The organism is Paraburkholderia edwinii (assembly GCF_019428685.1).
Classification (GTDB): Bacteria; Pseudomonadota; Gammaproteobacteria; order Burkholderiales; family Burkholderiaceae; genus Paraburkholderia; species Paraburkholderia edwinii.
This window is the reverse complement of record NZ_CP080096.1, coordinates 2,507,961-2,521,728: the sequence shown is the minus strand read 5'-3', so window position 1 is coordinate 2,521,728 and position 13,768 is coordinate 2,507,961. Positions and strand designations below refer to the sequence as shown.

Here is a 13,768-nt window from a genome sequence, read left to right as displayed (position 1 = left end):
GGCGTTACATACCGGGCGTTACTTACCGTACGCCGCTCACTGCAGCCATTTGCGCACGTCCTTTTCCCAATCGGGATCCCCGCATCCGGACGGATTCTCCGGCCCCAGCACCGTGATATAGCCGCGCGTCTTCATACACGACTCGTAGGCCCGCACCTGGGTGCAACGTCCCTCGCCCGAGTTGCGCGACACGGTTTTGCATGCGGAGATCGATTTATCCATCGGACCGAAGTCGAGATCGTCCGGACGCGTGAGCGAAGGCGAGTCGGCGCCTGATAACGAAAATTCGACCGGCGCCGTGCTCGAGCAGGCGGCGAGCGAAAAAACCGCCACGGCGGCAAGCGCCGCGGCGCCTCGTGCGAAAAACGAGCCTTTTAGTTGAGTCATTCTGCGTTCTCCGGTTTGGATGGCGTGAGCGTTGGCTTCGAGGTTGCCGCCCAGGCGCTGAGGCCGCTCAGGCTGCTGAGGCCGATGCGGCCGGCTCGCCCGGGGGGGCCATGCTGCGCGCCGACGCGCCACTGTACCAGCAGTCGGCCCTGCGCCCTATGCGTACGAACATTGTCTCGTTACAAAACGCTTGGTATTCGTTTCGCGAAACGCTATGTTCTGTGCGGGCGCCGCCGCTTTGCCACACGGCGCAAGCGGCCGGGCGCAAGATGGATTCCGGTGCAATCGAACAAACCAGGAGACGACATGGATGGCCAGACGGTCGCGGCGTGCATCGACGCCGCGCATGCCGCGCTGAAGGAGCACGCGGCCGAAATCGAAGCGCTCGATCAGCAGATCGGCGACGGCGATCACATCTTCAATCTGCTGCGCGGCATGGAGGCGCTCGTCGCGCTGCGCGAGCAGATCGAAGCGCGCGGCTTCGGGCCTGCGCTTGAACTGGCCGCGATGAAAGTGTTGTCGACGGTCGGCGGCTCGTCGGGGCCGCTGTTCTTTTCGTTGCTGCAAGGGATGGCTAAGGCTTCGGCGGCGTTGCCTGACGTCGTCGCCCCTGGTGCGAGCAATGTGCCGGTCGATGCGGCGGCGCGCATCTTCGCGGGCGGCGTCGACGCGGTCGCGCAACGCGGCAAGACGGGCGTCGGCAGCAAGACGATGATGGATGTGCTGATACCGGTGTCGGCGCGCCTCACCGAACTGGCCGCTCAAGGCGCGAGCACGGCGGCCGTGCTTGATACGCTGCCGCAGGTTGCCGAAGAGAACATGCGCGCAACGCGCGACATGCTGGCGACGAAGGGCCGCGCATCGTTTCTCGGCGAGCGCTCGCGCGGGCATATCGACCCGGGCGCGCGTTCGAGCCAGTTGATGATCGAAGCGGTCTGTGCGCATTTCGCGCGTGCTGCCTGAAAAATAGAGGAGAGGCGTCATGAAAAAATTCATCAACCGCGTCGACGATTTTCTATCTGAAAGCCTAGCCGGTTTTGCCGCGGCGCATGCGGACCTGGTCGAACTGAACAACGAACCCGTCTATGTGCGGCGCAAGGCCGCGACGCCCGGCAAGGTCGCGCTGATTTCCGGCGGCGGCTCGGGCCACGAACCGTTGCACAGCGGTTTTGTCGGTTACGGCATGCTCGACGCCGCGTGCCCTGGCCAGGTGTTCACGTCGCCGACGCCGGACCAGATGATGGCGGCGGCGAAGGCCGTCGATACGGGCGCGGGCGTGCTCTTTATCGTGAAGAACTATTCGGGCGATCTGATGAACTTCGAGATGGCCGCGGAGATGTGCGAAGTGCCGAACGCAACGGTACTCGTCAACGACGACGTCGCGGTCGAGAACTCGAGTTATACGACGGGCCGGCGCGGTGTCGCGGGCACGGTGATCGTCGAGAAGCTCGTGGGCAGCTTTGCCGAAAGCGGCGCGAATCTCGAGCAATGCAAGGCGTTCGGCGAGCATGTGGTGAAACGCATCGCGTCGATGGGTGTGGCGTTTTCGAGCTGCACGGTGCCGGCCGCACGCAAGCCGACCTTCACGCTCGGCGACGACGAAATCGAAATCGGCGTCGGCATTCATGGCGAGCCGGGCCGCCGCCGCGCGCGCATCGAACCGGCCGATGCGATCGTCGACGAACTGCTGACGGCGATCGTCGACGAACTGAAGCCGGATGCGAGCACGCCCTTGCTTGTGCTCGTCAACGGGCTCGGCGGCACGCCGTTGAGCGAACTGTATCTACTGTTTAACTCGGCCACTGCGTGGTTGCGTCAACGCGGTTTGACCATCGGGCGTGTGCAGGTCGGCTCGCTGACCACGTCGCTCGAGATGGCCGGCGCGTCGCTCACGCTGTGCTCACTCGACGATGAAATGATGCGGCACTGGGACAGCCCGGTGCATACGCCGGCGTTGCGCTGGGGCAGGTAAGGCGCGTTGCCCGCGCGCTGCAAATAGCGGCATTTCCCGCATGGGCGCGTTACATTTGGTAAGCATTTCTTACCGGCGTGCGCCGCAGCCCACACGATGCATTGTGAGCGGCGCGCGCCGCATGGCTTGCCGCGCTGTCCGCTCTGGATTGAGCGAAAATATCCAGTAACGATCCGGTAACTCATGCCGGGTCGGATTTCGTCTAACGTTGCGCTATTGAAACCACCTTGAAACTCGAACCGGTATGAGTACCCGAACCCGAACCCTCACCGTTGCACTGCCGGTTATCGCCATCGCACTCGTGCTGGGCGGCTGCGCCGTCGCGCCGCCTAGCGGTCCGAGCATCGTCGCGCTGCCGCGCAAGGGCGAACCGCTCGCGCAGTTCCAGCAGGACGACTACGCGTGCCGCGACTACGCGTTCCGCTCGAGTGACGCGCAAGGCGCCTCGCAGGGCGCGACGCAAAACAGCGTGAACAGCACCGCGCTCGGCACACTCGGCGGCGCCGCGGCAGGCGCATTGCTTGGCGCGGCGGCCGGTAACGCAGGCGTCGGCGCGGCGATCGGCGCGGGCAGCGGGTTGCTGCTCGGCAGCGCAGTCGGCGCAAACGGCGCGACGTATGCGGCCGGCGGCTTGCAGGCGCGTTACGACGCGGCCTACGCCCAATGCATGACGTCGAAGGGCAATACGATCGCGCAGCCGCAAGCGCCGGTCTATGCACCGCAGCCGTACTACTATGCGCCGGCGCCGCGCTACTACGCGCCACCCGTCATGTACGCACCGTACCCGTACTACTGATGCACGAGCGGATGGCGGCAATGAAGGGCAATGATGGGCCGTGATGAGCCGCCGTCTAATCACAAATGGTGATTGACAGGAATTGCGTAATTTTATTCAGTGAACCACAGTCGGCATTTATTCAGAAATAAAGTATTAGCTCTTTTACCCCGTTCATCGTTTTCTTGGTCTGGATGAAAACGACCGGAGTGGGAGGGCCCGAAAAAACCGGAAGCGCTTCGACATATTTCCAGCAACGGACCGGCTCCTGGAAACGCTGCGCTTCCCTTGCTCTCATCCTTACCGGTGCTAGGGTAACCGGTGTCTCGTAAACGTAATGTAATAACAACAAGGTAAAGAAGAAAGTTTCCTTTAATGGAAAATTGCAACACGTTCACGCCATTGTTTCAGTTATCTCACCAAATAGCCGTTTGCGGCAACGAATGCCTTTAATGAGCAAGAAATTTGACGCAATTGGCATAGCGTGACAGCCGCTGTCTGTGTAAGCTCTTGCTGCGTCGTTCAATCTGGCAATAACGGCGCTTGTCCAAAGCGGAGCACTACGCATGAATGCGGTCTCGAATCCAGCTGTCTTACGCGCGCTCGTCACTCGGGTATGGTCGTTTGCTTATCGCGTTACCGAGGACGTTCCGCTTGCGGAAGCCATGGTGGCCAATGCGTGCAGTGCCGGTGCGGAAGCGGGGCGCGCCGAAGCCGGCGGTCAGGTGGGCGAGCGCGAGACGCTGGTGCGCATGCTGGCGGCGGCCCATAGCGTGCTGCGCAGCGGTTCTGCTTATGAACGCTACGAACGCTCGCGCCGGGCGACGCGCAATTCGTCGTCGGGTGCGGGGCGCCGCCGGGTGCGCAGCGCGGACGTGCATTCCAGAATCCTCGCGGAGTTTCGCTCGCTCGCGCCGCCCGAGCGGGCTGCGTTGCTGCTCGCCGAAGTCGAAGGATTGACTTACGAGGAATCGGCGGAAGTGCTGGGCGTGACGGTCGATCGCGCGCGGCTCGCGCATGTCGCGGTGCGTCTGAAGCTCGGCCGCGCGTTCAATGAACACGCCTCCAAATCGCCGATGTCGGCATCGCGCTAGGCTAATCACAGGGCGCTTAGCGCGCTCTCTGCCTGCTCTCCCCGATTTGCGCCATCAGGCTGATGCGTCCAGCGGCCGAATTACATTCCGCAGAAATCGCAGTCGCGCCGCACGCCATTCGCCGCTTTTGCCGCGAAGCCGTGCACGCCACCGTATCGGGAGCGGCGCTTGAAACAGACCGCTAAGAGCGAAACACTCATAGCAAAGCGCTCATAGCAAAGCGCTCATAGCAAAGCGCTCACAGCAGCGCCGACGCCGTCGCTTCATCCGTAATCAGCACATGTGCGAGGCCCGCGCGGATCGCGCCTTTGATTATCCCGATCTTTTGCAACCCGCCGGCCGCGAGAATCAGACGCGGGATCGCGCGCAGGTCGCTGAGCGATGCGTGGATCGTGCGCGGCACGAGCGGGTGATCGACGGCATTGCCGTCGACGTCGAGATAGTGGCCGCAGATATCGCCGGTCGCGCCGGCGTCGCGCAGCGACTGCCAGATCTCGCGTGAGATCACTTCGTATTCGAGCACCTTCGATTGCTCGGAGAGATCGGTCGCGCTCAGCAAGGCCATGTCGACATTGCGCGCCATCTCGAGCACGCTCTTGACCGGTTCGCTTCGAACCAGCGCGTCGCGCAGCGCGGCGCTTTCCGTGTAGAGCGGCGCGGTCATGTAATAGCAGGTCGCATCGAGCATGCGCGCGAAGATCGCCGCGTTGTCGTATGGATTGATCCGCGTGCTCTTTGCCAGGCCGCCGCACATCAGCACGACCGTGTTGTCCATGCCCTGGCGGCGCAGGATGCTTTGCGCGGCCGCGTTGATCGTGCCGCCCCATGTAATGCCAAGCGATTCGCCTTGCCGCAGCCGCTCGGACACATATTGCCCAGCCGCCGCGCCAATTACGGGACGCACATCCGCGTCTTGCGCGGGCGTCGGCACGACGATCGCCTCGGCAAAACCGTAGGCCGCGACGAGGCCCGCTTCGAGCTCGACATAAGCGCCGATCGGGCTATTGATCGTCGTCTGCACGAAGCCGCTCGTGCGCGCGTCGTTGAGCACGCGGTTCACGCGCTTGCGCGTCAAGCCCATGCGCTGCGCGATCGCTTCCTGCGTCTGTCCTTCCTTGAAATACGCCCAGCAGATGCGCGCCATCAGTTGCGCGTCGGCGGTTTGCGGCTCGTCGCCGGGGGCGTCGTTGGCGTCGCGTTTCATTGGGTCTCCGGTCGGTCACTCGCGTTGCCGGATGCGCGTGGCCGCGCACATGGCGTATGACGTGCGTCCGCTCGCGGGGCCGCATCGTCGCGCTGCGCAAGGTACCACCTTTCCGGCCTACGGCACAATTGGGACGTATTGGTCACAAAAGAGTCACGGGACAGATGTACCTTTTGAAGCTCATATGAGCTATGACTTTTTGGACACGCGGCCAGTTGGCCTGTTGACCGGCTACCGCCCTGATCTGCGATGAAACGAACCTCTGCCGTGACGACCATTGCGGTCTTTGCAAGCGACGCACGAGCGGCGACGCGCTGCCGCTCGTCGCGGCGCGAGGCGCGCTGACGTGGCCGGCGTCGAGCTATCGGGCGTCACGCGCCGCTATGGCGCGCATGTCGCGGCGGACGCGGTGAACCTCGCCGTCGCCGATGGCGAATTCGTCGCACTCGTGGGCCCGAGCGGATGCGGAAAGTCAACGCTGCTGCGCCTGATCGCGGGTCTCGACTGGCCCGACGCCGGCGCGATCCGCATCGGCGGGCGCGATGTCGCTGAGCTCGCGGCGGCCGATCGCGACGTCGCGATGGTGTTCCAGAACTACGCGCTCTATCCGCATCTGACGATCCGGCAGAACCTCGCGACACCGCTCGCATTGCGCCGCATGCGCGCATGGGAGCGCATGCCGCTGATGTGGCGTCTGTCGGCGGCGAGCCGGCAGCGGCACGCGCGCATCGACGCGGACGTCGCCGCCGCAGCCGACGCGCTCGGCATTGGCGCGCTGCTCGAACGCAAGCCCGGCGCGCTGTCGGGCGGCCAGCGCCAGCGCGTGGCGCTCGGGCGCGCGATCGTGCGCCAGCCGTCCGTGTTTCTCTACGACGAGCCTTTATCGAACCTCGACGCCGAGCTGCGCGCGAGCATGCGCAGCGAGATCGTCGAGCTGCACCGGCGCCTGAACGTCGCGACGATCTACGTCACGCACGACCAGGTCGAAGCGATGACGATGGCCGACAAGATCGCCGTGATGCGCGGCGGCCGCATCCTGCAGTTCGGCACGCCTGCCGGGCTTTATACGCAGCCGGCGACGCTCGATGTCGCGCGCACGCTCGGCACGCCGGGTATCGGCGTGCTGCAAGCAACGGTGCGTGCGGCGTCGCGTGGTCTCGCGACGGCCAGCGGTTTTGTGCTGCCGCTGGCGGTGAACGCGGTGGACGCGACGGAAGGGGCGAGCGTGAGCGTCGGGCTGCGCGCCGAACATCTCGCGTTGACGGGGATCGGGCAGCACGGCGCGTTGCCTGCGCGCGTGCTGCATGTCGAGTGTCTGGGCGCGGATACGCTCGTGCATGTCGGTCTGTATGGAGCCGATGTTGGCGCCGCAGTGCACGTCACCGCGAACGTCACCGCGGCAAGCCCGATCGGCAAACCGCATCGCGCGCAGAGCGAATCGCAGCAACGACTGATCGTACGCACACCACGCGGGCTGTCCGACCCCATGCCGGTACCGCGTCCCGGCGACGCAGTCGGCGTCTTGCCCGATCTGTCGCGCGCATTGGTGTTCGACGAAACAGGCCGCCGCATCGCGCACGACGTGATCGCGAGCGGCGCAGCAGCGGCGACCCGGCAGTTCGCGCATGGCTGACGTGCTGAGTCCCGACGCGCGCCGCGCAATCGCCATCGCAAACGGCACGAGCCAACACGATCGGCACTGGCCCATCGTCGCGCTGTACGCAGGCCCCGCGATCATCCTCGGCCTCATCACACTGATCGTGCCGCTGGTGGTCGTCATCGGTCTATCGTTCACCGACTACCGGCTCGGCGCATCGACGCTGGCGTTTATCGGCGCGCGCAATTTCGTCGACCTCGCAAGCGATCCGGTCATGCGCCACTCGCTCGCGAACACGCTCGCCTACACGGCGCTCGTCGTGCCTGCATCGACGGCGACCGGCCTCGGCCTCGCGATGCTGATCGACGCGCGCACGAGCCTCAAGGGCCTGTACCGCACGATCCACTTTCTGCCCGTCATGGCCGCGACGATCGCGATCGCCGTGGTCTGGGAGTTCATGCTGCACCCAAGCTTCGGCCTCGTGAACCTGCTGCTCGCGAAGGCGGGCATCGCCGGGCCGCGCTGGCTCGAAGACCCGTCGACGGCGCTGATCTCGCTCGCGATCATCGGCGTCTGGCAGATGGCCGGCTTCAACATGGTGCTGTTCCTGACCGGCCTCACGGCGATTCCCGCGCAGTACTACGAAGCGGCGGCCGTCGATGGCGCTGCGCGCGCATGGGACCGCTTCTGGCTCGTCACGTGGCCGATGCTGCGGCCGATTACCGGTTTCGTCGTCGTGATCTCGGTGATCCGCTCGTTCCAGCTGTTCGAAACGGTCTACGTGATCACGGGCGGCGGCCCGCAGAAATCGACCGAAGTGCTGCTGTACACGATGTTTAGCGAAGCCTTCGAATTCTTCCGCACAGGGCGCGCGGCGGCGATCGCAGTGGTGTTCCTCGTGCTCGTCGGCGTGCTTACGCTGTTGAAGTTCCGGATGACCGCTCCTCGCGCGACGTCACGACGAGCCCGCCCATCATGAGCGCGACACGTCCCCACCTGACCGGCTCGCTGCTGCGCCATCTCGTGCTGATCGCAACCAGCATCGTTGCGCTCGCACCTTTCTTCTGGATGCTGTCGACGGCGATCAAGCCCGCCAACGAAATCTTCAGCCGCGAACTGCACGTGTGGCCCACGCATTTCGCCGGCTGGGTCAACTTCGCCGCGGTGTTCGAGCGCGTGCCGATGCTCACGTATCTCGCGAATGGCGCGCTCGTGGTCGTGCTGATCTTCGTGCTGCAACTTGTCATCGCGTTGCCGTGCGCGTATGTGCTCGCGAAGGTGCCGTTTCGCGGCCGCCGGCTGCTGTTCGGCGCGGTGGTGTTCTGCCTGATGCTGCCGCCGCAGGTCGTGGCGATTCCGCAGTTCCTGCTCGCGCAGCGCCTCGCTCTGATCGACACCTTATGGGCGATGGCGCTGCCGTATAGCGTGTCCGCGTTCGGCATCTATCTGATGCGCCAGTACTTCCGCACGATTCCGGACGAACTGCTTGACGCCGCGCGTCTGGACGGCTTCAGCGAATTCGGCATCGTGTTCCGGCTGATGCTGCCGATCGCGATGCCCGCCGTGACGGCATTCGGCATCTTCTCGGTCACGACGCACTGGAACGAGTTCTTCTGGCCGCAGATCGTGCTGTCGTCGCCGGAGAAGCTGACGCCGCCGCTTGGCATCGCGTTTTTCCGCAACGAGGAGGCCGGCACCGATTACGGCGCGCTGATGGCGGCGGCCGCGATCGTCATCGCGCCGCTGGTGGCCGCGTTTCTGCTTGCGCAGCGCAGGTTTATCGAAGGTATCGCCCTTACCGGCATTAAAGGCTGACACCGGTTAAGCGGGCTAAAGCAGGCTGAGGCGTATTTGACGCGCGCTCGTGCAGCCCGGCTGCAGCCTTTCCGTCACGCATGAAGGAGTATCGGCTTGAACGCACGCAGGACTCGCCTCAAACAGATGATCGGGCTGCTCGGCCTTGTCGGCCCCGGCGCAGCCGCATTCAGTATCGCGCCGCGCGCGGCGGCCGCCGCGCAGACCGAACTCTCGGTGCTGTACGCTTTTCCCGATGTGTTTCGCCCGTCGATGGAAGACCTCGCCAAGCGCTTTATGGCGGCGAACCCGGACATTCGCGTGACGTACCGCGCGCCGGCGCCCGAGTACGAACAGGTGCTGCAAACGGTATTGCGCGAAGCAGTCGCGGGCACGCAGCCCGATGTGGTGATGCAGGGCTTGAACGGTATCCGCACGCTGTCGGACCAGCAGATCGCGGCGCCGCTCGACGGTTTTATCGCTGCGGACAAAGGCTTCGCGACGCAAGGTTTCGACGACGCGCTGCTGCATGCGGGCACCGTTAAAGGCAAGAGTTTTGCGCTGCCGTTCGCCGTGTCCCTGCCCGTGCTCTACTACAACGCGGACCTCGTGGAACGCGCAGGCGGCGACCCCGCGCATCTGCCGGCCACATGGGATGGCGTCATCGCGCTCGCGCACAAGATCGGCAGCCTCGACGCGAACACGGGCGGCATGTTCTACGCGTGGGACGAAACCGGCAACTGGATGTGGCAGGCGCTCGTCTTCAGCCGCGGCGGCACGATGCTCGACAGCAGCGAGCGCAAGGTCGCCTTCGACGGCAGCGAAGGGCGCTGGGCGATCAACCAGCTCGCGCGCTTCGTCAACGAAGGCCGCATGCCGTATCTGACGCATCTGGCCGCGCGCCAGCAGTTCGCAGCCGGCGGTCTCGGTATGGTCGCGACATCGACGGCGCAGCTCGCGACCATCCAGAAGCTTGCCGCCGGGCGTTTTCCGGTGGTGGTCGGCCCGTATCCCGATCTGCGGGCGGGCACGTCGAAGCTGCCGACCGGCGGCAACGGCCTCATGATTACCGCGAAAGACGCGGCAAAACAGCAGGCCGCATGGCGCTTCCTCAGTTTCGCGACGCGCGCGGACGAAGCGGCCGACGTCGCGAAACGCACCGGCTACTTCCCACCGAACGACAAGGCCGCCGTGCTGATGAAAGACTTCTACGCGGCCAATCCGAACTACGCAGTGGCCGTCGGAGAGCGCAGCTTCGCGACCGGCTGGTATGCGTTCCCGGGGCCGAACGGGCTCAAGGTGATCGATGTGATCAAGGACAACCTCGAGTCCGTTGCAAGCGGCAAGCGCGCGCACGAACCGGACAAGGTGCTGGCCGACATGGCCGCTCAAGTTGCAGCACTGTTGCCGAAATGAGCGCGGCTACTGATCACGCCTTGCCGGATCGCAAGGGCGAAGCAGGCGTTGCGCATCCTGCGCCGGCACCGTTGCAATCGCAAACGCGCCGTGCGGTGTTTATCTGCTGCGACGCGCTCGGCCGCGACTGGATCGATGCGGAGCTGACGCCCACCTTGCACGCGCTCGCGCACGAAGGCCTGTGGTGTGCGGATCACCATGCCGTGTTTCCGTCGGTCACGCGCGTATCGGCTGCGTCGGTGGCGACCGGGTGCAGGCCGGATCGCCATGGCTTGCACGGCAATCGCATGGGCCTTGCCGAAAACGGCAAGCTGCGCGTGTACGACGTCGGCGCGCCCGATTTCCGCACGCATCTGCGCCGCGCGACGGGCACGACCTTGCGTGTGCCGACGCTCGCGGAACGCGTCGTCGCGCACGGCGGATTTATCGCCATGTCGAATGTGTCGCCGGGCGCCGCGTATTTTCTCGACCCGGAGCACTTCGGCCACGTGTATCACCGCGCCGGTTCGTTTGCGCCGGGCGGCGAGCCGATCGTCGGCGCGGCGGCGCTCGGCATCGGCCAGGACTTCGCCGGCGACTGGGCGATGACGCAGCGCTTCTGTACCGAAGTGCTGACGTGGCGGCGGCCCGCGGTCGCGGTGTTGTGGCTCGCGCATCCCGATGCGACGCTGCACGGCGCGCCGCTCGGTTCGCCCGTGCATCGCGACGCGCTGCGTCACGCGGATCGCTGCGTCGCCGAAGTGCTGTACACAGTGCGGCGCCAGCGCGAGCAGGGCGAGAACGTTCTGCTGCTCGCCGGCTCCGATCACGGACAGGAGACGATCGCGGGCAGCGTCGATCTCGATGCATGGTTGCGCGCGCAAGGACTCGCGCGCGAGGTCGATGCGTGTCATATCGCGGTGGCCGGGCAGGGCACGGCCGCGCTGCTGTATGCGACCGAAGCGGGCCGGCATGCGCTCGGCGGCGTGCTCGAACGATTGAGCCACGAGCCGTGGGTCGATGCGGTCGAAACCGGCGACGCGTTGCGTGCGCGTGGCCTCGATGCGCGCGACGGCATCGTGGCCGCGGTGAATATGGCGCGTGTCGCCGGCGGCAATGCGCACGGTGTGCGCGGCATGCGCTGGACCGTCGACGAGCCCGGCAAGACCAAAGTGCCGGGCCACGGCGAACACGGCGGCTGGGGCGCCGATGAGACGCGTCCGTTTCTGATCGTCGATCACGCGGGCATGGCGCCCGCGGTGATCGATCAGCCGACGGGGCTTGTCGATATCGCGCCGACCGTGCTCGATTTTCTGGGCTTGCCGTATGGCGATGTCGACGGGCGCTCGCTGCTCGAACGCGTTGGCGCGGATGGTGCGGATGGTGCGTTCAGCGACGCACGAGCCGACGCGCAATCCGCTACACACGCGAAGGCGCGCCCGCGCGACTAGCGCGTACCCATCGATCCACTTCTGAAAATCAATGCGCGCGCTACGTCTCGGTGAAATTGTCCGCCGTCGTGAACTGAATCGGTGGCGTCACGACGGCTGGCTGCTTGCGCATCGCGAGCAGCGCGACCACCTGTTGCACATGCGTGCCCTGGCCGCCCTCGTCAGGGCACTGCGTCCTCGCAAGCGCTGCAAGGCTGTGCGACTGCGTCGCCTGCACTGAACACGGCACGCCATCTACGGCGCGCCGCTTGACTCCAGGCCGCGAGGCAACCGTGCGATGCCCGGCATCGATGCCGCAGACATGGCATCATCACAAGATCGCGGCGCCACGAAGTCCGGCGCGAAGCAGCCCTCGGGGGGCGCCAATCTTCCGCGTCATCGCAGTGCAACTTGCCACTGCACACTCGCGCGTCGCACACTTCTTCTACTCATCGAATCGCCAGGATTGGACCGGATATGGACGAATTAGTTGTTGCTCTATCGGCCGTCGAGGCGCGGCGCATGATCGGCAGCCGCGAGCTCTCGCCGGTCGAGTTGCTCGACGCCTGCATTGCGCGTATCGAAGCCTTGAACCCGGCCGTGAATGCCATCGCGGCAACCGATTTCGACCGCGCGCGCGACGCCGCGCGCCGCGCCGAGCAGGCGGTGGTGCGCGGCGACGCACTGGGCACCCTGCACGGCCTGCCGATCGGCATCAAGGATCTCGAGGAAACCGCGGGTCTGTTGACCACCTACGGCTCGCCGCTTTTTCGCACGCACGTGCCGCAGCAGGACCACGTGATGGTCGCGCGTTTGCGGGCCGCGGGCGCGATCGTCGCCGCGAAGACCAATGTGCCCGAGTTCGGCGCGGGCGCGAATACGCGCAACGTCGTGTGGGGCGCGACCGGCAATCCGTTCAATCCGTTGCTGAATGCGGGCGGCTCGTCGGGCGGTTCGGCCGTCGCGCTCGCTACCGACATGTTGCCGCTGTGCACGGGTTCCGATACCGGCGGATCGCTGCGCATTCCTGCCGCAATGTGTGGCGTGGTCGGCCTTCGTCCGTCGCCGGGGCTTGTGCCGAACGATCGGCTGCCGCTCGGCTGGACGCCGCTGACGGTGGTCGGCCCGATGGCTCGCAACGTTGCCGATACGCGGCTGCAGCTTGCGGCGACCGTCGGCCTCGAAGCGAGCGACCCGCTGAGCGTGCCGAACGACAGGGCCGCGTTCGCGCAATTCAGGCCCGTCGACATCGCGACCTTGCGCGTCGCTTACACCGAAGACTTCGGCGTGGCCGCCGTCGACGACACGATGCGCAAGACGTTCCGCGAGAAAATCGCTGCGCTGTCGCGCGAAGTGAAAGTGTGCGAGCCGCTCGAGCTCGACATGGGCGAAGCGGACCGCTGTTTCGATATCATCCGCGCGCAGAATTTTGTGGCCGGCTTTCAGGAGATCTACGAGCGCGATCCCGACTCGCTCGGATCGAACACGCGCACCAACTACGAGATGGGCCGCGCGATGTCGCTGGCCGACGTCGTGTGGGCGCATGCGGAACAGACGCGGCTGTTCCGCCGCTTTCAGCAGGTATTCGACCGCTACGACGTGATCGTGTCGCCGACCACGCCGGTCACGACCTTCCCGTGGTCGCAGGTCTATCTCGCGGAAATGAACGGCAAGCCGCTCGCGAACTATTACCGCTGGCTCGCGCTGACCTATCTGGTCACACTCGCGACCAACCCGGCGATCTCGCTGCCGTGCGGCACCGATTACGCGGGCATGCCGTTCGGGATGCAGGTGATCGGCGCGTTTCGCGGCGATGCACGGCTGCTCGATATCGCGCAGTCGCTCGAAATGCGGTGGGAACGCGACGCGGCGCGTCGCCGTGTGCGTCCCGATCTTGCGAAGCTGGCGCAGCCGGTGCCGGAGCTGAAGTCGATCGTGACTGCCGCGCCCGGGGTGTAACGCCGCGCGATGGGCGTGAAAGGCCTTGATCAAGGAAGGCGCGCACATAAACGCACTTGACCAACAGCAACGAGTTCCACCCGCGTATCGCATGATGGAACAACTGTCGTCAATGCACGGCCGGCGCGCGGATCTATGCGCGCGACGCCGCTGCATTTGCG

13 protein-coding genes are annotated in these 13,768 nt (G+C 65.4%); 10 read left to right on the top strand and 3 right to left on the bottom strand.

Going from position 1 to position 13,768, the window contains the following annotated elements; genetic code table 11:
* Positions 1–36: 36 nt before the first annotated feature.
* Positions 37–387, bottom strand: coding sequence for a hypothetical protein (locus KZJ38_RS32800; RefSeq protein WP_246641887.1), 351 nt, complete (start codon positions 385–387; stop codon positions 37–39).
* A 306-nt stretch (positions 388–693) separates the two neighbouring features.
* On the opposite strand from KZJ38_RS32800, the gene dhaL reads away from it, so the two are divergent.
* The 4 genes from dhaL to KZJ38_RS32780 all read left to right on the top strand — a co-directional run bounded on the left by dhaL (position 694) and on the right by KZJ38_RS32780 (position 4,228).
* Positions 694–1,350 (top strand): dihydroxyacetone kinase subunit DhaL, encoded by a 657-nt coding sequence (gene dhaL / locus KZJ38_RS32795; protein WP_219801188.1) that lies wholly within the window; start codon positions 694–696, stop codon positions 1,348–1,350.
* 19 nt (positions 1,351–1,369) lie between these two features.
* The gene (dhaK, locus tag KZJ38_RS32790; RefSeq protein ID WP_219801187.1) at positions 1,370–2,359 is read left to right on the top strand and encodes a dihydroxyacetone kinase subunit DhaK; all 990 of its coding nucleotides are present in this window, start codon (positions 1,370–1,372) and stop codon (positions 2,357–2,359) included.
* Positions 2,360–2,603: 244 nt separating this feature from the next.
* Positions 2,604–3,155: a YMGG-like glycine zipper-containing protein gene (locus KZJ38_RS32785; RefSeq protein ID WP_219801186.1), complete on the top strand. Its 552-nt coding sequence runs from the start codon at positions 2,604–2,606 to the stop codon at positions 3,153–3,155.
* A 545-nt stretch (positions 3,156–3,700) separates the two neighbouring features.
* Positions 3,701–4,228 carry an RNA polymerase sigma factor gene (locus KZJ38_RS32780; protein WP_219801185.1) on the top strand — a complete coding sequence of 176 codons (528 nt, stop codon included), beginning with the start codon at positions 3,701–3,703 and terminating at the stop codon, positions 4,226–4,228.
* A 238-nt stretch (positions 4,229–4,466) separates the two neighbouring features.
* Here KZJ38_RS32780 and KZJ38_RS32775 read toward each other — a convergent pair whose 3' ends face one another.
* Positions 4,467–5,432, bottom strand: a complete 966-nt coding sequence (locus KZJ38_RS32775; RefSeq protein WP_219801184.1) for a sugar-binding transcriptional regulator — start codon at positions 5,430–5,432, stop codon at positions 4,467–4,469.
* 346 nt (positions 5,433–5,778) lie between these two features.
* Here KZJ38_RS32775 and KZJ38_RS36970 point away from each other — a divergent pair, with 346 nt between their 5' ends.
* The 5 genes from KZJ38_RS36970 to KZJ38_RS32750 all read left to right on the top strand — a co-directional run bounded on the left by KZJ38_RS36970 (position 5,779) and on the right by KZJ38_RS32750 (position 11,669).
* Positions 5,779–7,065 carry an ABC transporter ATP-binding protein gene (locus tag KZJ38_RS36970; protein ID WP_219801183.1) on the top strand — a complete coding sequence of 429 codons (1,287 nt, stop codon included), beginning with the start codon at positions 5,779–5,781 and terminating at the stop codon, positions 7,063–7,065.
* Positions 7,058–8,008: a carbohydrate ABC transporter permease gene (locus KZJ38_RS32765; RefSeq protein WP_219801182.1), complete on the top strand. Its 951-nt coding sequence runs from the start codon at positions 7,058–7,060 to the stop codon at positions 8,006–8,008. The genes KZJ38_RS36970 and KZJ38_RS32765 overlap by 8 nt, the downstream gene beginning before the upstream one ends.
* Positions 8,005–8,844, top strand: coding sequence for a carbohydrate ABC transporter permease (locus KZJ38_RS32760; protein WP_246641886.1), 840 nt, complete (start codon positions 8,005–8,007; stop codon positions 8,842–8,844). The genes KZJ38_RS32765 and KZJ38_RS32760 overlap by 4 nt, the downstream gene beginning before the upstream one ends.
* A gap of 96 nt (positions 8,845–8,940) precedes the next feature.
* Positions 8,941–10,239: an ABC transporter substrate-binding protein gene (locus tag KZJ38_RS32755; protein ID WP_219801181.1), complete on the top strand. Its 1,299-nt coding sequence runs from the start codon at positions 8,941–8,943 to the stop codon at positions 10,237–10,239.
* On the top strand, positions 10,236–11,669 hold the full coding sequence (locus KZJ38_RS32750) for an alkaline phosphatase family protein (protein WP_219801180.1): 1,434 nt from the start codon (positions 10,236–10,238) through the stop codon (positions 11,667–11,669). Before KZJ38_RS32755 ends, KZJ38_RS32750 begins: the two co-directional genes overlap by 4 nt.
* A gap of 40 nt (positions 11,670–11,709) precedes the next feature.
* Here the strand turns inward: KZJ38_RS32750 and KZJ38_RS32745 are convergent, their stop codons facing one another.
* Complete coding sequence (locus KZJ38_RS32745) at positions 11,710–11,886, bottom strand: hypothetical protein (protein ID WP_219801179.1); 177 nt, start codon at positions 11,884–11,886, stop codon at positions 11,710–11,712.
* Positions 11,887–12,125: 239 nt separating this feature from the next.
* Here KZJ38_RS32745 and KZJ38_RS32740 point away from each other — a divergent pair, with 239 nt between their 5' ends.
* The gene (locus KZJ38_RS32740; protein ID WP_219801178.1) at positions 12,126–13,607 is read left to right on the top strand and encodes an amidase; all 1,482 of its coding nucleotides are present in this window, start codon (positions 12,126–12,128) and stop codon (positions 13,605–13,607) included.
* The last annotated feature ends 161 nt before the right edge of the window (positions 13,608–13,768 follow it).

Excerpts from the sequence above, each read along its gene's own strand:
- KZJ38_RS32785 (WP_219801186.1), top strand. The coding sequence starts at position 2,604 with ATGAGTACCCGAACCCGAACCCTCACCGTTGCACTGCCGGTTATCGCC.
- KZJ38_RS32760 (WP_246641886.1), top strand. The coding sequence starts at position 8,005 with ATGAGCGCGACACGTCCCCACCTGACCGGCTCGCTGCTGCGCCATCTC.
- KZJ38_RS32800 (WP_246641887.1), bottom strand. The coding sequence starts at position 387 with ATGACTCAACTAAAAGGCTCGTTTTTCGCACGAGGCGCCGCGGCGCTT.
- KZJ38_RS32765 (WP_219801182.1), top strand. The coding sequence starts at position 7,058 with ATGGCTGACGTGCTGAGTCCCGACGCGCGCCGCGCAATCGCCATCGCA.
- KZJ38_RS32775 (WP_219801184.1), bottom strand. The coding sequence starts at position 5,432 with ATGAAACGCGACGCCAACGACGCCCCCGGCGACGAGCCGCAAACCGCC.
- KZJ38_RS32750 (WP_219801180.1), top strand. The coding sequence starts at position 10,236 with ATGAGCGCGGCTACTGATCACGCCTTGCCGGATCGCAAGGGCGAAGCA.
- dhaK (WP_219801187.1), top strand. The coding sequence starts at position 1,370 with ATGAAAAAATTCATCAACCGCGTCGACGATTTTCTATCTGAAAGCCTA.
- KZJ38_RS32740 (WP_219801178.1), top strand. The coding sequence starts at position 12,126 with ATGGACGAATTAGTTGTTGCTCTATCGGCCGTCGAGGCGCGGCGCATG.
- dhaL (WP_219801188.1), top strand. The coding sequence starts at position 694 with ATGGATGGCCAGACGGTCGCGGCGTGCATCGACGCCGCGCATGCCGCG.
- KZJ38_RS32780 (WP_219801185.1), top strand. The coding sequence starts at position 3,701 with ATGAATGCGGTCTCGAATCCAGCTGTCTTACGCGCGCTCGTCACTCGG.